General features: G+C 52.7%; 18 protein-coding genes. 13 read left to right on the forward strand and 5 right to left on the reverse strand.

All coding sequences use genetic code 11. The features are described 5' to 3' along the window. Positions 1–31 precede the first annotated feature (31 nt). The 5 genes from F3J40_RS00885 (at position 32) to copC (ending at position 5,275) form a co-directional block, all read left to right on the forward strand. Positions 32–1,132, forward strand: a complete 1,101-nt coding sequence (locus tag F3J40_RS00885) for an iron-containing alcohol dehydrogenase family protein (protein ID WP_167012040.1) — start codon at positions 32–34, stop codon at positions 1,130–1,132. Positions 1,133–1,577: 445 nt separating this feature from the next. Further along, positions 1,578–2,108, forward strand: coding sequence for a DUF2946 domain-containing protein (locus F3J40_RS00890; RefSeq protein ID WP_167012041.1), 531 nt, complete (start codon positions 1,578–1,580; stop codon positions 2,106–2,108). Between the two features lie 380 nt (positions 2,109–2,488). Beyond that, positions 2,489–4,414 (forward strand): TonB-dependent copper receptor, encoded by a 1,926-nt coding sequence (locus F3J40_RS00895; protein WP_240155278.1) that lies wholly within the window; start codon positions 2,489–2,491, stop codon positions 4,412–4,414. A 9-nt stretch (positions 4,415–4,423) separates the two neighbouring features. Beyond that, positions 4,424–4,648: a YlcI/YnfO family protein gene (locus tag F3J40_RS00900; protein WP_370659848.1), complete on the forward strand. Its 225-nt coding sequence runs from the start codon at positions 4,424–4,426 to the stop codon at positions 4,646–4,648. 252 nt (positions 4,649–4,900) lie between these two features. After that, positions 4,901–5,275 carry a copper homeostasis periplasmic binding protein CopC gene (gene copC, locus F3J40_RS00905; RefSeq protein ID WP_167012044.1) on the forward strand — a complete coding sequence of 125 codons (375 nt, stop codon included), beginning with the start codon at positions 4,901–4,903 and terminating at the stop codon, positions 5,273–5,275. Between the two features lie 382 nt (positions 5,276–5,657). Here the strand turns inward: copC and F3J40_RS00910 are convergent, their stop codons facing one another. Continuing rightward, positions 5,658–7,124: a hypothetical protein gene (locus tag F3J40_RS00910; RefSeq protein ID WP_167012045.1), complete on the reverse strand. Its 1,467-nt coding sequence runs from the start codon at positions 7,122–7,124 to the stop codon at positions 5,658–5,660. Positions 7,125–8,288: 1,164 nt separating this feature from the next. Here F3J40_RS00910 and F3J40_RS00915 point away from each other — a divergent pair. The 6 genes from F3J40_RS00915 to F3J40_RS00940 are packed head-to-tail and all read left to right on the forward strand — an operon-like array spanning position 8,289 to position 13,792. Next, positions 8,289–9,284, forward strand: a complete 996-nt coding sequence (locus tag F3J40_RS00915; protein ID WP_205297184.1) for a LacI family DNA-binding transcriptional regulator — start codon at positions 8,289–8,291, stop codon at positions 9,282–9,284. A 22-nt stretch (positions 9,285–9,306) separates the two neighbouring features. Then, positions 9,307–10,308: an ABC transporter substrate-binding protein gene (locus tag F3J40_RS00920; RefSeq protein WP_167012049.1), complete on the forward strand. Its 1,002-nt coding sequence runs from the start codon at positions 9,307–9,309 to the stop codon at positions 10,306–10,308. Next, a complete protein-coding gene (locus F3J40_RS00925) occupies positions 10,308–11,186 on the forward strand; it encodes an ABC transporter permease (protein ID WP_167012051.1) in 879 nt (292 codons plus the stop codon). Before F3J40_RS00920 ends, F3J40_RS00925 begins: the two co-directional genes overlap by 1 nt. After that, positions 11,183–11,980, forward strand: coding sequence for an ABC transporter permease (locus F3J40_RS00930; protein ID WP_167012052.1), 798 nt, complete (start codon positions 11,183–11,185; stop codon positions 11,978–11,980). The genes F3J40_RS00925 and F3J40_RS00930 overlap by 4 nt, the downstream gene beginning before the upstream one ends. Further along, the gene (locus F3J40_RS00935) at positions 11,977–12,951 is read left to right on the forward strand and encodes an ABC transporter ATP-binding protein (protein ID WP_167012053.1); all 975 of its coding nucleotides are present in this window, start codon (positions 11,977–11,979) and stop codon (positions 12,949–12,951) included. The genes F3J40_RS00930 and F3J40_RS00935 overlap by 4 nt, the downstream gene beginning before the upstream one ends. 10 nt (positions 12,952–12,961) lie before the next feature. Further along, the gene (locus F3J40_RS00940) at positions 12,962–13,792 is read left to right on the forward strand and encodes a phosphodiesterase (RefSeq protein WP_167012055.1); all 831 of its coding nucleotides are present in this window, start codon (positions 12,962–12,964) and stop codon (positions 13,790–13,792) included. 4 nt (positions 13,793–13,796) lie between these two features. On the opposite strand, the gene F3J40_RS00945 is transcribed toward F3J40_RS00940, so the two are convergent. The 4 genes from F3J40_RS00945 to F3J40_RS00960 all read right to left on the reverse strand — a co-directional run bounded on the left by F3J40_RS00945 (position 13,797) and on the right by F3J40_RS00960 (position 17,839). Further along, positions 13,797–14,426: a TetR/AcrR family transcriptional regulator gene (locus F3J40_RS00945; protein ID WP_167012056.1), complete on the reverse strand. Its 630-nt coding sequence runs from the start codon at positions 14,424–14,426 to the stop codon at positions 13,797–13,799. A 174-nt stretch (positions 14,427–14,600) separates the two neighbouring features. Then, entirely contained in the window at positions 14,601–15,701 is a 1,101-nt protein-coding gene (gene sfnG / locus F3J40_RS00950) for a dimethylsulfone monooxygenase SfnG (protein WP_167012058.1), read from the reverse strand. Positions 15,702–15,958: 257 nt separating this feature from the next. After that, positions 15,959–16,141 carry a hypothetical protein gene (locus tag F3J40_RS00955; protein WP_167012059.1) on the reverse strand — a complete coding sequence of 61 codons (183 nt, stop codon included), beginning with the start codon at positions 16,139–16,141 and terminating at the stop codon, positions 15,959–15,961. Positions 16,142–16,273: 132 nt separating this feature from the next. After that, complete coding sequence (locus F3J40_RS00960) at positions 16,274–17,839, reverse strand: TerC family protein (protein ID WP_167012061.1); 1,566 nt, start codon at positions 17,837–17,839, stop codon at positions 16,274–16,276. A gap of 469 nt (positions 17,840–18,308) precedes the next feature. Here F3J40_RS00960 and manX point away from each other — a divergent pair, with 469 nt between their 5' ends. Next, entirely contained in the window at positions 18,309–19,271 is a 963-nt protein-coding gene (gene manX / locus F3J40_RS00965) for a PTS mannose transporter subunit IIAB (RefSeq protein WP_167012062.1), read from the forward strand. 41 nt (positions 19,272–19,312) lie between these two features. Beyond that, entirely contained in the window at positions 19,313–20,113 is an 801-nt protein-coding gene (locus F3J40_RS00970) for a PTS mannose/fructose/sorbose transporter subunit IIC (RefSeq protein WP_167012064.1), read from the forward strand. Positions 20,114–20,125: the final 12 nt, after the last annotated feature.

Here is a 20,125-nt window from a genome sequence, read left to right on the forward strand (position 1 = left end):
GCGCTGCCCGACGCTTAACAGGAGTGACATCATGGTAGCCATTAAAGCACCCGACAATTATCGCCACGAAGCGGGCATTATTCAGCGCATAGGCGAATACGTAAAACCGCTGGCGAGTCGCGTAACCATTCTGACCAGCCCAACGGCATGGAACCTGACGCGGGAAGCCGTAGAAGCCAGCCTGAAAGCGGCTGAAGTACACTGGCAGGTGCATTTTCTCAGCGGGCCTTGCCACCTTCCCACCATTGAAGGGCTGGCCGAGCAGGCACAACGCCAACGTTCGGAGCTGATCGTTGGCATTGGCGGCGGACGCGTGCTGGACAGCGCCAAAGCGGTCGGCAAATTACTCGACGATCTGTCAGTGATTACCGTGCCCACTATCGCGGCAACCTGTGCGGCCTGGTCCCCGGTGACGGTGCTGTACAACGCGCAAGGCGGCCAGGACGGTCACATTCGCCTGACCCGTTTCCCGCAGTGGGTATTGCTCGATAGCACGATCATTGCCCGTGCCCCGGTGCGTTTCCTGCGTGCAGGCATTGTTGATGCGCTGGCGAAGTGGTTTGAATTTGCCCCTTATCAGCGTAACGGTGCCGACGACCTGGGTTTAACCTTAAAAGTGAATGCGGCGCAGCTCGCCTTTGACACCCTGCGCGACATCGGTGAACAAGCGGTGGCAGATAATGAACGTGGGCTGGATACCGCAGCCTTGCGGCGGGCAACCGATGCCAACATTGCCCTGGCCGGGTTAGCCAACAGCATCGTGGATGAGATTGACCGCATCGGTATTTCCCATCGCATTCACGATTTGCTCACGCATGAGCCAGGCGTTCACCATCACTGGCTGCACGGCGAGATTGTGGGTTTTGCGCTGGCGGTGCAGAGCCAGCTGGACAGCGATGCGCCTGAGTTGCGCCAAACGTTGTTACGTCTGTTGCAGCAGTATCATACCCCGCTGACGCTGGCCCAGCTTGGCGTGAACGATAGCCCGCAGCACGTTGCCGGGATCGCGCAGAAGTTTACCCTGCCCGCAGACGTTGCCGCCCGGCTGCCGTTTACTATTGATGCCGGGAAGCTGACCCATGCCCTGCTGACCGCAGCAGAAGCACCCGCGACACACACCGCGGCTGCGTGATTTTGCCTTCAGGTGCCGTTGCGGGGGCAACGGCATTGTTGTAAACGCCTCTGCGTTCGGCTGCTTTTCTCCTCCTGACAGATCTCTTTCGAACATTGGGATTCAGGTCCCACATTGCCCGGAAAGCAAAAGCGCTGCTCTGTCCTGCCTGTGTTACGAGGATTACGGAGGTAGAGCTAAATAATCCCGACCTTCCCTTTCGCTTTATTCTGGTCAATATCCATTAACAACGCGTGGTGCATTTGGTTATTTAATGGAACCCTTAACAGGTTTCTTTTAATGATGAGAGATAAAGCGTGAGGGTTGTCTCAATAGACTCACCATTAGCGATGTTTCAATAATGTTAACAGAAAAATGATATTTCACTTTATCAAAAAATATATTAACAATTGACCGGTTTTTTCTTACACTGCTGCATCTGAATCAGCAATGCAGGATGCACAATTTGTTTTCCCTTATTCGACTCTGTCGCAATAAACAACCCGCCGTTATCGCAATCCTTGCGATACTGATGCTGTTTATTGCGCCGATCGTGTCGAAAACGCTGGAACACCGGCGAATGGAAAACATGGATATTTGTGTCGAACCCCCTTCTTCCGATCCTTGCCCTGTTGCAGTTCAAACCGGCCCTACTGCCCAGCAGATGCAGGGGGATGATATGGCCGGTATGGACATGTCAATGCCTGACGCGATGGGGCACGAGCACGCGAGCATGCATATGGCTAAGTCAATGCGAACTGCGATGATGCCAGGCATGCAAGGTATGATGGGCGCAGGCGATATGATGGGCGATATTGCCTGTGGATACTGCCTTGTCTTGATCCACCTTCCCCTGATGCTGTGCCTGTTTGCCGCGATTCTCTGGCTGACTTCCCTCGTTAGCGTTATACCACCGCCAAAGCGGATACATACCTTCTTCACACTGTTCTTCCCAGGCATCGCGCAGCCACGCGCCCCTCCTTCCAATACTTACTGATTTTCATCAGCGATAATTATTTGTTGTCGTATGTCGTTAATTTCTCATTGTGCTCAGGCGCAGGGTAAATAACGCCCAGAAAATATCAAATTAAACTGATTCAGGCCTATTTTGAATCGCCCGGTAAGGCGTTTAAAAATAACGATGCTTTGGTCATTGATATCGGGTTGTTTTTTCCTGGCAGAGCCAGAATGCCTTCTGAATATTTCAGCGGGCAGGAATGTTGCACGCCAAAATCAGGATAAGTTATGTATAAGCTTCATTTTTCTCTTCGGACCGTCAGTCTTGCTGTGGCGCTGGGTTGCCTGTTTCCAGGAATCACCTTTGCTGAAAATGCGGAGGAACAGCCCGCTCAGCCCCTATCATCTACAGACCCGGTGATGACCGTGACGGCACCCGTGGTTTCACCCCTGACGGTGGTGACTAACCTTAAAACGCCGCGACAGCCGGTGCCTGCCAGTGATGGTTCTGATTACCTCAAGACCATCCCTGGCTTCTCACAGATCCGCAATGGCGGTACCAACGGCGACCCGGTATTTCGGGGCATGTTTGGTTCCCGCCTGAGGATCCTGACGAATAACAGTGAAATGCTGGGTGCCTGCCCGGCCAGGATGGATGCCCCCACTTCATACATCTCTCCGGAAAGTTTCGATACCCTGACGCTGATTAAAGGACCGGAAACAGTGCTCTGGGGACCGGGTAATTCAGCGGGAACGCTGCGGTTTGATCGTCAGCCTCCGCAGTTCGATAAGCCCGGCGTGACGGGCAGTGCCAGCATGCTTGCCGCGTCTAATCGCCGTTTTGATGAGAATGCCGACGTAAGCCTGGGCAATGAAAAGGGGTATATCCGGCTGACGGGCAATGAATCACGTTCCGGTGATTATAAGGATGGAAATGGCAGCCGCGTCCCTTCCCGTTGGGACAAATGGAATGCGGATGTTGCGCTTGGCTGGACGCCAGATAAAGACACGCTGCTTGAACTGACCGCAGGCAGGGGCAATGGTGAGGCGCGTTACGCCGGGCGAAGCATGGATGGATCGCAGTTCAAACGGGAAAGTCTGGGCGTGCGCTTTGAAAAGTCAAATATCGGCGAGGTGTTCGATAAGTTTGAGGCCAGCGCTTACTACAACTATGCCAACCACATCATGGACAACTACACCCTGCGTTCTCCAGCCGCTACTTCCATGTCGGGTATGAGTACCGCCATGGATATGTCTGACAGTTCGTCGATGGATATGAGCAGTCCGATGGCCATGCAGCTTGACCGGAGAACCGTGGGCGGTCGCATGATGGGAACCTGGCTATGGCAGGACTTCCAGTTGCAGAGCGGTGCAGATACTCAGCTGAATACCCACCGCAGTCTCGGGAACAGCGGCTGGTCGAAAGACGCCCGTTTCCATGATTATGGTGTCTTCAGTGAACTGACCTGGTACGCATCGGCGCAGAATAAAGTGATTGGCGGTGGGCGGCTTGACCGCACCCTCGTCGATAATTTTACCGGCACTGGCCTGAGCAGCCGACACGATACGCTCCCGGCAGGCTTCGTGCGTCTGGAACATAGCCTGAGTAATGTGCCCCTGATGCTCTATGCAGGACTGGGTTATACCGAACGTTTTCCCGACTACTGGGAACTGTTTTCACCCACCTACGGGCCAGGCGGTAATGTCAGCGCGTTTGACAGCGTAAAAAGCGAAAAAACCACGCAGCTCGATATCGGCGCACAGTACAGCGGCGATCGCCTCAATGCCTGGGTTTCCGCATATCTGGGCCATGTCAGCGACTATATTCTGTTTCTCTATGATCCCCAGGATACCTCCGTCAGTCAGGCCAGCAACGTCAATGCCACCTTGATGGGCGGTGAAGCAGGATTCAGTTATCAGCTCACTGACCACTGGAAAACCGACGCCAGCCTGGCGTATTCCTGGGCGCAAAATACCTCCGATCATCAGCCACTCCCGCAAATTCCCCCTCTTGAAGCCAGGCTGGGGCTGAACTGGGCATCGGGGAACTGGAGCAGCGGCGGGTTATTGCGACTGGTGAGCAGCCAGCACCGAACTGCCGTCAATGAAGGGAATGTGGTGGGCAAAGACTTTGGCAGCAGTGCCGGATTTGCGGTGTTCTCCGCCAATCTGGCCTACCGGATCACATCCGACATCAAGGTCAGTACCGGGGTGGATAACCTGTTTGATGTTAACTACAGCGAGCACCTCAATCTGGCGGGCAACAGCGCCTTTGGCTACTCGGCGAATACGGCAGTCAATGAACCGGGCAGGACCTGGTGGGCAAAAGTCAACGTGACCTTTTAAGGAGGGGACATGGATAAAATGAGCACCAGCAAAACGCGCCGCAGGCATATCCGCTTCCCGCACTCACTTCTTGAGGGTATTGAAGCCAGCCTTGCCAGAGAATGTAGCCAGAACTTCTCCGCCTGGGTAGTGGAGGCCTGTCGCCTGCGCATTAAGAGCGAGTCTGCTGTTAACAAAGCGCTGAAATCAGGGCGATCCTCCTGCCTGCGCATCACTCAGGCGACAAAAATTTAAGGATATTGATGATGTATTTACGTCGGCACTTTCGCCTTTGTCAGGCTGCTGTGGCCAGCAGCGTACTTATCAGCACCTGTTATTCGCACAGGCTGCACTCGCTCGCGTGGCTGAAAAGGCATTTGATACGAGTCTGGTGGCTGATTTTTCCCCATCAAGCAGCAGTGTTTTCCACACGCTATCGGGATCATCACCTGAGCCAATGAATTTTTGCGTCTCCATATCGGGGACCTTTAGTCACAGGAGTTAGTTATGTTTTACAAAGCAAAAAATCTTCTCAGTGCCGCCCTGTTTACTGCGGCCATTGTATGCAGCCAACAAGCCATAGCTCATGCGCATCTGACATCATCCGTACCTGCTGATATGAGCAGCGTTGAGCATTCGCCAGAAAAGCTGACGCTGGCGTTTACCGAGGGATTAGAGCTGGCCTTCAGTGGGGTAAAAATCACGGATGCGAGTGGTAAAGCGGTAGATACTGGCAAAGCGGAGCTTGAAGGCTCAGACAAAAAAACGTTAGTCGTTCCACTCCCGTCAGCCCTTAAAGCTGGTGACTACCAGGTGAGCTGGCATGCTTTATCTGTTGATGGCCATAAGACACAGGGTAACTACATGTTCACTGTGAAGTAAGCCGTAGAATTAGAATCAATATATGTAAGGTGCTGTTTTTCATTGAAAATAAAAAGACAGAGCCTGTTTGGGCTCTGTTTTTGAATGATGCAGAGCCGTAGCCTCTCGATTAAATGTAGTGCGGACATTGGCAATGTTCGCTCTGCGGTGTGAAGCCGGTTAGTTATAGGGGCTGAGGGGCTGTTGTGAGCGATAAGCAGACGTTGAGCCGGCTTGACTTTTACTAGCATAAAAGTGCTTTAACCAACAGAATACAGGTTACGCGTATCTAACAATACATTTTAAACTTGATAAAGCTTTCAGATACTTCTCCAAGAGTGTGTTTGTGCGTTTATACTAATATAAATACTAAAAGAAGAGCACAAGCCAAGTAAAAATTATACTACATCCCTTCATTGGGCTCGATCATGCTTAATGTTTTTGCTATTTTCTTAATTTCATCATCACTTTCTAAAAATGAGGCATCCTTTATTACTACAGTACGTTCCTCTTGTAATAATTCATTAATTTTCTCCTCAATCGAATCCATAACTGGAATTATAATCTGGATATCTTGGGCAAAAGTAAGCTTTGCATCTTCTATTGTATTGAATCCACTGTGGATATGAGCATAAATTTTCTTTTTAAACTGTATGTCTTCAGGATTGCCCACTAAATGGCTAAAATCGCCCTTCATAACCCTTTCACTTGCGTCAAAAAGTTTAATTGCTATCGAATCGATTAATTCATTTTTTGACTGAGAGGCTTGTTTATGAAAAGCACTTGCCAACTCTCTTGGCATTTTTCTTGATAGGACTTTCATGGACAGCCTTTGAAGTAGATAGGGTCCCACCACACCCACACTAAAAGGATGGATTTTTCCTTGATTTAATAAGTTTTTTGTAACTTTCTCGACAGTTAGCTTGTTAATTTTACTATTTATAAACTCCAGTGAATACTGGTCTAATAATATTGTTACCGATGCAACCGCTTCCAATACTTTTTTGAACGGATCACCATTCAAAAATTTAAAAAACTCTTTATTATACCCAAAGAAATCTACAAATCCTAAATTTATTCTGTTTTCTTCTTTAGTGTTTGAAATGCGATTTTGAAGCTGCTTAAGATCTTCATCAGTCAAGTATTTCAAACCATAGTCATCAAGCGCATTGCGTATTACTTCATTTGCAGATTCTAAATCGATTACCGTTTTCACATTAAAAAACAACGATAACAATGAATCATGTTTATGGACTCGCATGGTTAAATCTGTCGCATTTGATGCTGATAAACTTATCCGCCTCAGAAGTTCAATAATTTTAGTAACTGGTAAATCGCTCTCAAAAATCTTGAATGTTTCATACTCAGAAACAACATCTTTGGTGTACTTACGTATAGCGCCGGACTGTATTTCCTTCTCAATTTCAACTGTATATGAATGAATTAGTGAATTTGTCGTTTCAGCGAGATCATTAGAAACGTATAGTTTGTATTCGAAAAAATCAGGCTCAGGAAGTAGTTCACCATCAATTATAGAAAATAATAGAAATTTAATTACCTCTCTTAATGCTTGCGGTCTAGACATTCTCCCTTGTAGTTTTTTACATTGAATCAAACCCCTAACAGTACCATTATAGTACAGTGAGCAGTCACGCCCCCTTTCAGAAACACCTTGCATCAAAGATATGGAGGTTAAATTTTTTTGTTCACCACATTCAATTTCGTTTTTAACTAATAGATAACATAATAATTCAAACTCTCGGTCTCCTAATTCCGAAAAAGGAAGCAATCCGATGCCAGATTCAATAGTCCAAGGTTTATAACCTGATTTAGCTTCGATATTAATTTGTTCATCGCTAATTTTTCTCATTCAAACCTCTATGTAATTTGATTAATCACCCCATAATACTTTAACGGAAGCTGATGATAAAGCGAATTTTTAAAACATCAGATCAAAATCAATCGACAGCGAATTAATCATTCCACTACTTTAATGTTTAGAGAGTAATTAATTGACTCCTCATTATATTTAGAATGAATTACCCACGGAGTTATGAAAGCTAATATAATACAGATTATAGTTACAAAACACAATAAAGTAATACCTGCAACTGGCACAGAGCTGCCAGTCACATGATAAATTGAGGTCTGATAGTCTGCCGTTGTATCTTCGATACATGTCGAATGGAGTTTGTTGATTATTCTGCTAAAGGAGATAAAGCATGCGTATCTACTGGTCCCTGAAAGCATACCTGAACTGGCGCATCTTCAACCTCAGGAGCGTAATGCCCGTTGGCGATGTGCTTACACTGCTGCGCACAAAGACTGGCAATGCTGGTATATGCAAATCATTGGAGCAGTAACCTGTAGTGTCGGGGCATATTTTTACCTGCTAGGTGCTTTTTTGGCGGAGCCCTTGGCGGGTTACTTTTCTCTCAGGTCACGATTGCGCACATACGCAGGGTTTACCCGCATCTGCTGTTAAATTGAAAAGACTGAAAATAGCTTTGTAAAAAGCCAAGCTGTCATACGCTAGATGAATTACAGACGTTTTGAAGGCCGCGTCAGCGGCATGAAGGTGCCAAATGATGCTGCATATGGCTGAGATGCTGAACACCACAGGTAGCCCGGCACAGCTGGTTCCAGTCCTATATAACCTGCCACACAATCCCATCCCCTTCCCTGAACAACCTGACGCAGGAAGTCTACCGGCTGATAGCTTAAAACCCGGACATCTCAAAAAGTACGTGGAACTACAGCCGGGACACTTGCACTGCGAGCTGAACACTTTAAACAGAATAATTATTTAGATGTTCCACTAATTAAACAGAAACGGTGTTTCGCCCGGAAATGTTTTTCCAATCGCGGCATCTTCTTCTCTTTACATATTATCCAGACCCGGCGGGTTGCTACGGCATATATCGCCAGCCTGATAAATCCAGTTCGTCATCTTGCCGTCATTATTCTGACATCTGCTGGCGGCAGGATGGCGGCCAATGAGATCGATCTCATTCATGGAGAACTGAGTAACAAGATGAGCGATTTGGTCAGCGTTGCCCGAATGGCGGGTGTTTCCCGCGCTACTGCTGCACGTGCCTTTGCCGAACCAGAGAAGGTCCGTCCGGCGACGCGGGAAAAAGTGTATGCCGCATCAGAGGTGCTGGGGTTTCGCCCGAACTATGTGGCCCGTCAGCTGCGCACGCAGTCCACTCGCATGATCGGGGTCATGCTGCCCACCTTGAGTAATCCGGTGTTTAGCGAACAGCTTCAGGGCATGGAACGTGTGGCACGGGAACAGGGTTATGCCCTGCTGGTATCAACCACCGATTACGATGCAGAGCGCGAAAGTGCGGTGCTGGAAAACCTGCTGCGCCAGCGAGTAGATGGCGTGGTGATCACCGTGGCCGATGCGCAAAACAGTGCCTGCCTGAAGCTACTGGCGCAGGAGCCTCTGCCGGTGGTACTGGCGCACAATCCGGCGGCGGGTGATTTCGTTACCGTCAGCGTGGATAACCAGGCGGCAATGTACCAGGCCACGCGCCACTTGCTGCAACTGGGTCATCGCCAGATTGCGATGATCGCCGGACCGGTGCAGCAGTCAGACCGGGCGCAGTTGCGCTACCTCGGTTACTGCCAGGCGATGCAAGAGGCCGCACTGACGCCGCTGCCGCTGGCTGAAATGGCGCATCACACCGAAGCTGAGCCGCAGCGTTTGCAGAGCTGGCTCACAGCAGTGCCGGATGTTACCGCCCTGCTCTGCTCCAACGACCTGCTGGCGCTGAGCGTTATTGGCACGCTGCAACGCCTGGGTTATCGCGTGCCGCAGCAAATTTCTGTAGTGGGTTTTGATGGTATTGCGCTGGGAGAACGGGTTTACCCGGCGCTGTGCTCGGTGGTCCAGCCACAACGAGAGCTGGGAGAAGTGGCGATGGAGTGTCTGACGGGATTACTGGCCGGGGTGGATATCACCTCGCGCACCCTCAATTTCACGCTGCGCGTGGGCGAAAGTGTCGCCCGCCACAGCTTTTGATCGACCAACACCGGGGAACACCATGAATAAAGCTCTGACGTCATTCTGTCTGCTGGGCGGCCTTGTACTGGCGACTTCAGCACAGGCCTCTACCGCCGTCTGCTACAACTGTCCGCCTGAATGGGCTGACTGGGGTACGCAACTGAAAGCCATCGCCAAAGATACCGGCATTGTAGTGCCGCAAGACAATAAAAACTCTGGCCAGGCGCTGGCGCAGATCGTCGCCGAGCAGGCGCATCCGGTGGCTGATGTCACCTATCTCGGCGTCACTTTCGGCATTGAAGCGGCGAAATCCGGCGTGCTGGCGAGCTACAAACCCGCCGTGTGGGACAGCATTCCCGCCGATATGAAAGACCCCGATGGCAAATGGATCGCGCTGCACTCCGGCACCATCGGCTTTATGGTCAATGTGGATGCGCTGAATGGCGCGCCAGTGCCCCGTTCATGGGATGACCTGCTCAAGCCGGAGTATAAAGGGATGATCGGCTATCTCGACCCGGCCAGTGCTTTTGTCGGCTACGCCGCTGCGGTGGCGGTGAACCTGGCGAAAGGCGGCACGCTGCAAAACTTCGCCCCAGGGATCAGCTACTTTAAACAACTCATGAAAAACGAGCCGATTGTACCGAAGCAGACCGCCTATGCCCGCGTGCTGTCCGGTGAAATTCCAATCATGCTGGATTACGACTTCAACGCCTATCGCGCCCGCTACAAAGACAAAGCCAATGTGGTCTTTGTGATCCCACAGGAAGGCAGTATCAAAGTGCCGTACGTGATTGGCCTGGTCAACAACGCGCCGCACAGCGAACAAGGCAAAAAAGTGATCGACTATGTGCTGTCCGACCGCGGTCAAGCGATCTGGGCGAATGCCTGGCTTCGTCCGGTACGTGAGAGCGCCATGTCAGCCACCGCCAAAGCGCAGTTCCTGCCGGACAGCGACTATGCTCGCGCTCGCACCGTGAACTATCAGCAGATGGCTGAAGCGCAAAAAGCCTTCTCCGCGCAGTACCTGCGTGAGGTGAAGTAATGTCTGAGACCTGGCAACAGGGCACCACGTCCTCCCTCACGGGGGGGCGTTGGCGCAAAACGCTGCCGCGTCCCGTGCTGCTGGCATTAACGCCAGCAATCGCGGTGTTCTGCGCCTTCTGGCTGCTGCCGTTTGGCTGGCTGGTGGTGCTGGGCAGCCAGCCCGACAACAGCACGCACCAGAACGCCTACTGGACCGTTATAAGCCAACCGCAGTACCTCGAAAGCCTTGGCGTGACCGTGGCGCTCTCGGCGTTAGTTGCGCTGGTCGCCGTGGCGATTTCTGCCATTGTGGCGTGTTTCCTCGCGCGCCAGCAGTTTGCCGGTAAAGGCCTGCTGCTGGCGTTGATCACCTTCCCGCTGGCCTTTCCCGGCGTGGTGGTCGGCTTTTTCATCATCATGCTCGGCGGACGTCAGGGCCTGTTTGCGCAGCTCGGTCTGTCACTGTTTGGCGAACGTTGGGTGTTTGCCTATAGCCTGATTGGGCTGTTCCTCGGCTATCTCTACTTCTCGATTCCACGCGTGGTCATGACGCTGATCGCGGCCTGTGAAAAGCTCGACCGCAGCCTGGAAGAAGCCGCACGTTCTCTGGGTGCCAGCCATTGGCGCATCATCTGGGATGTGATTGTTCCCGGTCTTGCACCGGCATTGTGGTCCAGCGCCGCGATCTGCTTTGCCACCAGCATGGGGGCTTTCGGTACCGCTTTTACGCTGGGCACCGATCTCAACGTGCTGCCGTTAACCATTTATGGCGAGTTCACTAACTACGCCAACTTTGCTACCGCTGCCGCGCTTTCGGTCATCATGGGGCTGGTGACCTGGTGTGCACTGATTGTCACTCGCCGCTTCGATAGCCAGCGTTCAGGAGCTTCCCTATGAATCGCTCACGGTTGTTTAGCCTGCAACTGGCGTTCACCCTGCTGGTCTGCCTGTTTTTAATCGTGCCGGTGGTGATGTCCGTGATGGCAGGCTTCACCCAAAACTATTTTGTCGGTCTGAAAAGCGGGCTGACGCTGCGTTGGATCGCAGAAGTCTGGGCGATGTATGCCAATACCTTCTGGCTCTCGCTGCTTATCGCGCTGAGCTGTCTGGCCGTCACTTTGCTACTGGGCGTGCCCGCCGCGTGGGGATTACTGCGAAGTTCATCGCGCTGGGCCGCCGTCATTGAAGAGTGCCTGATGTTGCCGGTGGCAATTCCAGGGTTGGCAACCGCGCTGGGACTGCTATTGGTGTATGGCGGCTTTGGCGAACTGCGCCAGAGTTGGCTGTTTATTCTTATTGGTCACGTACTGTTTACGCTGCCGTTTATGGTGCGTCCGGTACTGGCGGTGCTGAAGGCTATTGATGTGAAGTCAATGGAAGAGGCTGCCGCCAGCCTGGGTGCCGGTCCACTGCGCCGCTTTCTCACCGTGGTGGTGCCCAATGCCGTCTCCGGGATGCTGGCCGGGGCATTTATGGTCATCACCCTGTCGATTGGTGAATTCAATATTACCTGGATGCTGCATACCCCATTAACCAAAACCTTGCCGGTCGGGCTGGCGGACAGCTATGCCTCGATGCGACTGGAGATGGGTTCTGCCTATACCACCCTGTTCCTGATCATGATTATTCCACTGCTGTTGGCGATGCACGCTTTGGCTCGCCCACGCCGTTCACGGGAGATTTCACTGTGACTGATCCAGTTGCTATTCGCTTGCGCCACTGCGCGCGCAGTTTTCAGCCCGGCCAGTTTGCACTTCATCCGCTGGATCTGGAGATAAAAGCCGGGGAAACCTTAGTGCTGCTGGGTCCTTCCGGCTGCGGTAAGACCACCACGTTACGCATCATCAGCGGCCTTGAACGCTGCGATGCCGGTGGTGAAGTGTGGTTTGGCGAGAACAATGTCACGGCGCTGCCGATTGAGAAACGCAATGTCGGGATGGTGTTCCAGAACTATGCGCTGTTTCCTAATTTGAACGTGGCGCAAAACGTGGCTTACGGCCTGCGGATCCAGCGCTTGCCTGCGGCAGAGATCGAAGCCCGGGTCAACGAGATGCTGGCGATGGTGGATCTGGCTGATTTCGCCCAGCGTCCGGTACAGGCACTTTCCGGCGGACAAAAGCAGCGTGTTTCACTCGCTCGTGCGCTGGCTGCGCGTCCCAGAGTGCTGTTGTTTGACGAACCGCTGGCCGCGCTGGATGCCAAACTGCGCGATAAGCTGCGTGAAGACATTGGGCAGCTGTTACAGCAACTCGCCATTACCGCCGTGTATGTGACGCATGACCAGCAAGAGGCCATGGCGTTGGGCGATCGCATCGCGGTAATGCGCCACGGTCGCATTGAGCAGTTAGCCACTCCGCGCGATCTTTATCACCATCCTGCCACCCCGTTTGTGGCGAATTTTATCGGTGCGGTAAACCGGCTGGCGCTACCGCAAGGTGAATTCTGGTGCCGACCGGAAGAGATGCAGTTAGTTGATAACCCCACAGCCCCGCTACAGGGCCGCGTTCTGCTGGCAACGTTTTTCGGGCCAGTGCAGCGCGTGCAGGTGGGATTAAGCAACGGCGAGGTGATTGTCGTCGACTGCCCAGCACGCCAGATGTGGCGTCCCGATCAACGGGTTGGCGTCGCGTTTGCCGCCGAATCCCTGTTTCAGCTTTCATAAGGAGTCCATTTTGACCACGTCTTTCGTTTTGGCCCATATCAGCGATCTGCACATTAAAGCCGCTGGCCGCCTCTCTTATCAGAAAGTGGATACGCAACAGGCCTTACAGCAGTGCATTGACCAACTGAACCAGCTGCGCCCCGCCCCGGATGCGGTGGTCATCACCGGCGATTTAACCGATTTTGGTCGTGATGAAGAGTATGCCGAAGCCCGTGCGCTTCTCGATCAGTTGGATTTGCCCTGGTTTGCCATTCCCGGCAATCACGATGAGCGATCGGCTTTTCGCCGTGCCTTTGCCGACAAAAGCTGGCTGCCGCAGAACGGAGAGTTCATTAACTGGGTGGTGGATGATTTCCCGGTGCGGATCGTGGCCCTGGATACCACAGTGCCTGGTCAGTCCTGGGGGGAGTTTTGTGCACAACGCGCTGACTGGTTAGGCACGGTTTTAGCCCAACAACCGGATAAACCTACCATGGTGCTGCTGCATCAGCATCCGTTTATCAGCGGGATTGATCATATGGACCGGCAGAATCTGCGTGATAGCGCACGGTTAGCGGAAACCTTATCCCAGGCACCGCAGGTGGAACGCGTGCTGTGTGGCCATGTGCATCGGTTTATGGTTTCGCAACTGGCCGGGAAAGTGGTGTGCAGCGCGCCCGGTACCTCGCACCAGGTCGCGCCTGATTTCACTCCAGCGGGTCCGGCGCATTTTGTGCTGGAACCGGCGGGCCTCTTGCTGCATCGCTGGGTGGCACAGCAAGGCACCACCACCCACTATCTCCCCATTGGTCATTATCCCGGCCCGTGGCCGTTTTATGATGCCAACGGGCTGATTGATTAACGCCTTAATCTCGCTCAGGGGAAAAGGCCGCCAGGAAAGTGCCTACGGCCTGCTCAACCCAACGTTCCACCTGTGCTTCTGAAGGCACCGATTGCGGATGCATCAGGCATTCCATCTGTGCCTCGCCTTTCAGTAAGCTGACAAACTGCACGGCCGCCGCGCTCACACCGGTTCGCTGTACATCCAGCTCTCCGGCGGCGACGGCTTCGGCCAGCCGTTCTGCCACAATGGCCGCTATCGTCACCGGGCCACTTTGCCAGAAAGTACGAGCCAGTGCCGGAAACCTTGGCGCTTCTGCACTGACCACACGAAACAAGGCTAGCGCGGTAGGCGAGAGGACGATCGCCAGATAGGCCTGCCCAAGTTCATTTAAGGTGCGCACCACATTGTCTTTCGTCGGTTGGATCGCCTGTACCCGCAGCGACATCTGCGCACACTGCTGCTCAATCACCGCTGAGAACAGCGCCTCTTTGCTGCTCCAACTGGCATACACGGTGGCTTTCGAGACGCCCGCCGCCTGCTGGATCATGTCCGTAGTGGCAGCGCTGAAACCGTGGGTTAAGAACACCTCTGTCGCGGCAATAGCAACCCGATCTTTTTTGCTCATGGTGGGGGGAAATTTAACGCTGCTCATATCACCTCAACTAAACCGCTGGGTTTTTAATCAAAAAAACGGCTGATGTTATTATCGTGTTTAGGGGCTATTACAAGCGATGACGGCGGGGGAGTAAAGGCTTTTAGCGGGTTGTACCTGTCGGTTCACTTCCGGAGGAATGCAGCGCGCCAGGGCTGGCGCGCCACGGAAAATTTAGAGTACGGCAGCCGCCTCTTCCTGACGTTCCAGCTCGCGCACCAACGGGATCACTTCACGACCGAAAAAGGCCACATCTTCCTGGAAATGCAGGAACGCTAACAGCAGCAGATCCACACCGGCATGTTTTAGCGCCATGATGCGTTCAGCAATTTGCTGAGGGGTGCCAATCAGGTTGGTTTTAAAACCGTCGTTGTACTGCACCAGATCGTCGAACGAAGAAGCAGCCCAGTTCCCCTCCCCTTCAGGTGAAGCGCTGCCCGCATTTTTCACCTCATGCTGGAAGCCCTTAACCGCGTCAGGGTTGGCTTTAACAATAATTTCTGCCAATACCGCCTGGGCTTGCGCTTCAGTCTCCCGAGCAATGACAAAACCATTCAGACCGATCTTCACCGCATGTTGCTGCTGCCTGGCCTTGGTCTGAATATCTGCCACCTGTTTTGCTACGCCTTCCGGGGTGTTGCCATTGGTGAAGTACCAGTCTGATACGCGTGCTGCCATATCCCGTGCCGCACGGGAACTGCCGCCCTGAAAGATTTCTGGCAGCGGATTGAGGGGCTTGGGCTTCAATGCGTAGTCACGGAAGCGATAGAAATCCCCCGCGAAGGTAAAATGCTCTTCGCGCCAGATCCCGCGCAGGCAGCGGATAAACTCTTCCGACCGCAGATAGCGCTCTTCATGATCCAGCCAGGGTTCACCAATCGCCTTAAATTCCCCACGAAACCAGCCGCTGACAATGTTGACCGCAATGCGCGGACCGTACAGGTGGCTGATGGTGGCGATTTGCTTCGCCGCCAACACCGGGTTCCACGGGCCGGGCAGCAGGGCCGCAATCACTTTTAGCTTTGTGGTGTGGCTCAGTAAATCCTGAGAAAACGTCACCGATTCATGCTGGTTCTCTGCACCATATCCGGCGGTGAAGCGGATTTGCGTCAGGGCGTAATCAAATCCTGCCTGTTCGGCAATTTTCGCCAGTTGGCGGTTATATTCCGCACCCCAGTGGGTGCGTTGTTCAATCTGGCTGATGACCAGTCCGCCAGACACGTTTGGCACCCAGTAGGCAAACTGCAACGGCTGACGGGCAGAAGAAGTGGACATGGCATTACCTCATTTCTCGGTGTGAAACACACCCGCCGGTCTGTAACCTGGCAGACGCGATATATAACCAAAATGAACTTTCAAATCACAAAATGTTTTATTTTGGCATAACAGGAGGTAAGCAGAGTTCGTGCCAGAAATGAGCGTTTTATAAGATATTGATTTAAAAAGAAAAGCAGGAGTATCGCGTTTAGAAGGGAAGCCGCATTCGCAACAACATTGCCAGTGCGCTGTTGCGGATGCGACAGAAACCGTGTTCAGTGGTGGTGATGTGGCGTCACAGGATCAAAACCCGCGAGATCCCAGCCCGGCGCGCTGTCGGCAATCTGTTGATTCAGGCTGGCGTGGGTGCGGCCCGGTAGATTGACGCTAATAATGCTCTCTTCCATCACATCCAGCGAAGTGTCGTCTTCGTGCATAAATCCTGAGTAGTCGCGCATGGTGCTCTCCTTGATAGTCTGAGAAACAAGCCCCTCTTAACCTGCCACAAGTTGCTGACAATGTCATGACACTTGTGCAATCAGCAGAGACGACGTCAGAACCGGCAGCTTCCCTGCTGCCGTGGAGGACAATTACGCTTCGTGGTGCTCTTCGTCGTGGGGTTTATCCCGCGTGACGCGCACCAGGTCTACGCGGTAGTCCGTGGTTTCCAGTACCTGGAAATGCAGGGGTGGCATATCGATCACTTCACCCGCCTGCGGCAACTGCCCTTTCTGCGCGATGAGTAACCCCGCCAATGAGGCGTGCTGGTCGTCTGGCTTCACCAGTTCGTAGTAGTCCAACAGCTGCTGTAGGGAGTGCAAGTCGGTGCCGCCCTTGACCAGCCAACCATCGCCATCAACGATGATATCTGGCGTTTCGTCTTCGTCCGGGAACTCACCGGCAATCGCTTCTAATACATCCAGCGGCGTAATCAGACCCTGCACCACACCAAACTCATTGGTCACGATGACAAAACTGCCTTTCGCCCGACGCAGTACGCCCAACAGGTTGATGGGGTCCAGCGTTTCCGGCACCACAATCGCCGGGTTGGCCGCGGCAAAGGTCGCCACATCCATACCGTGATCCAGTGCCACCAACAGCTCTTTAGCCCGTACAATACCGATCAGCTCATCCAGCTCGCCGCGACACACCGGGAACAGGCTGTGTGGGGTATCCAGCAGCTGCATACGGACGTCATCCACTGAACGGGTGGCATCCACCCACGAAATATCCCCACGCGGCGTCATGATGCTGCGGATCGAGCGGGAAGCCAGCGTTAATACGCCGTTAATCATGTAGCGTTCTTCATCTTTAAACGCCTCATGGGGCACTTCAACCGCCAGCGCAGTTCCCTCTTCCGCTGGCGCCTGCTGGCGCTTACGGCCGCCCATCAGGCGCAGAATGGCTTCCGCCGTGCGCTCACGCATCGGACGATGTGACTGATGGCGAATGAAGTTGCGTCGTGCAATCTGGTTAAACAGCTCGATCAGAATCGAGAAGCCGATCGCCGCATACAGGTAACCTTTCGGAATATGGAAGCCGAAACCTTCAGCCAGCAGGGACAAACCGATCATCAACAGGAAGCTGAGGCACAACACCACCACGGTAGGGTGCGCGTTGACGAAGCGGGTTAACGGCTTCGACGCCAACAGCATAATACCCATTGCAATGACGACCGCCGTCATCATCACCGGGAGGTGGTTAACCATACCCACCGCGGTGATCACCGCATCCAGTGAGAACACCGCATCCAGCACCACAATCTGAATCACTACGGCCCAGAAACTGGCGTAGTTACGATTGCCCTGCTGCTCCATGCCACGGTTTTCCAGCCGTTCATGCAGCTCCATCGTGGCTTTGAACAGCAGGAAGATACCCCCGACCAGTAAGATCAGGTCGCGGCCGGAAAAACTGAACATGCCGACGCTAAACAGCGGGCGGGTCAGTGTGACCATCCAGGAGATCAGAGAAAGCAGGCCCAGACGCATGACCAGCGCCAGCGAAAGGCCAATCAGACGTGCTTTATCACGCTGCTTCGGCGGCAACTTCTCTGCCAGAATGGCAATAAATACCAGGTTATCGATGCCGAGCACAATCTCCAGCACGATAAGCGTTAACAAACCTGCCCAGATTGAGGGGTCGAGAAGGAATTCCATCAATGACTCCTGAACGGTGAACGGATTGAACGAAAACGCACCCGATCATGGGCGGTCTGACAAAAGAGATGTATCAGCGTGCGTGCCTGCTGGCACAGAGAGGGGGTAAAGCTACGTCGGTGACGGTCCATAAAGTGGGCTGCTGCCCGTTACTCCTGAATTAAATAGAAGTGCTTAATGTATCAGTTACCTGACCAGGATCAAAAAAAATTACGATTTTTACAAAAGATTGCAAATTCATAAGATTAACAGCTGCAAATTTAAGTTTTTTTCAGTGTTGTTTGGCGACTGGCATCACATAAATTATTTTTTCGCGCTCTAAAATAAGTCATGAATTCTTCGCTGGGTATTTGTTATTCGTTGCTTTTCCACCAGGTGAACCGGTAAAGGCTACGCTTAATTGATTCCAACAATCTGTCTACTCTCTCCGGCCCCTTTTTTCGGGCCTTACTCAATATGGAGGTAGCAAGTGACTATTGCTATTGTCATCGGCACCCACGGTTGGGCTGCGGAGCAGCTGCTAAAAACCGCAGAGATGTTGCTCGGTGAACAGAACAACGTCGGCTGGATCGACTTTGTACCGGGTGAAAACGCAGAAACGCTGATTGAAAAATATCAGGCGCAGCTTGAAAAACTAGACACATCACAAGGAGTCCTGTTCCTCGTTGATACCTGGGGCGGCAGTCCGTTTAATGCGGCTAGCCGTATTGTGGTCGATAAAGAGCATTACGATGTGATTGCCGGGGTTAACATTCCGATGTTGGTGGAAACCCTGATGGCGCGTGATGACAACCCTACCTTTGCCGAACTGATTGCCCTGGCAGTAGAGACCGGGCGTGAAGGTGTCAAGCCGTTGAAAACCGAGGTTGCAGCCCCGGTTAGCCAACCTGTTAAAGCTCCTGCCACTGCGCAACCGGCTCCACCTTTAGCGGCCGGCGAGCACATGAAAATTGGCCTCGCACGCATCGATGACCGTCTGATTCACGGCCAGGTAGCCACCCGCTGGACCAAAGAGACCAACGTTTCACGCATCATTGTGGTCAGTGATGAAGTGGCTAACGACCAGGTACGTAAAACCTTGTTAACCCAGGTTGCCCCGCCAGGCGTCACGGCCCATGTGGTGGATGTGGATAAAATGGTGCGCGTCTGGAATAACCCGAAATATGGTTCTGACCGGGTGATGCTACTGTTCACCAATCCCACTGATGTGCTGCGTTTAGTCGAACAGGGCGTCGCGATTAAAACCGTCAATATTGGTGGCATGGCATTTCGTCAGGGGAAAACCCAGGTCAATAATGCGGTGTCCATTGATGAAAAAGATATTGCCGCTTTCCGTCAACTTAACGATCGGGGAATTGAACTCGAAGTTCGTAAAGTTTCAAGCGATCCACAACTTAAAATGATGGACCTGATTACTAAAGTTCAGGCCTGACACGCGGACATTATGCTTCGCTCACTGCTGAGGACATGCTAATGGAAATAACCTCACTACAAATTGTCTTGATATTTATCGTTGCCTGTATTGCAGGTATGGGATCAATTCTTGACGAATTTCAGTTCCACCGCCCGCTGGTGGCTTGTACGTTAATTGGTGCGGTATTGGGTGATCTCCAGACCGGGATTATTATCGGCGGTACGCTGGAGATGATCGCCCTGGGTTGGATGAATATCGGTGCAGCCGTTGCGCCAGACGCCGCCCTCGCCTCCATCATCTCCACCATTCTGGTTATTGCCGGTGGGCAGAGTGTCGGGGCCGGTATTGCCCTTGCCATCCCGCTGGCCGCGGCAGGTCAGGTACTGACCATTATCGTCCGTACTATTACCGTGGCGTTCCAGCACGCCGCGGATAAGGCGGCGGATAAAGGTAATCTCAATGCCATTACCTGGATCCACATCTCTGCGCTGGTATTACAAGCCATGCGTATCGCTATTCCAGCCCTGATTGTTGCCATCTCTGTCGGGACTAGTGCGGTACATACGCTGTTAAGTTCTATTCCAGAAGTGGTCACTAATGGCCTGAATATCGCCGGTGGCATGATTGTGGTCGTCGGTTACGCGATGGTCATTAATATGATGCGCGCAGGCTACCTGATGCCATTCTTCTACCTCGGCTTTGTCACCGCCGCCTTTACCAGCTTCAACCTGGTGGCACTGGGTGTGATTGGCGTCGTAATGGCTATTCTGTATATCCAGCTTAGCCCTAAATATAACCGCGTTGCCGGTGCTGTGGCTGCCGGTCCTGCTCATAACGATCTTGATAACGAACTTGATTAAGGAAAGGTGACG

It is taken from the genome of Candidatus Pantoea multigeneris (genome assembly GCF_011752615.1).
GTDB classification, from domain to species: domain Bacteria; phylum Pseudomonadota; class Gammaproteobacteria; order Enterobacterales; family Enterobacteriaceae; genus Pantoea; species Pantoea multigeneris.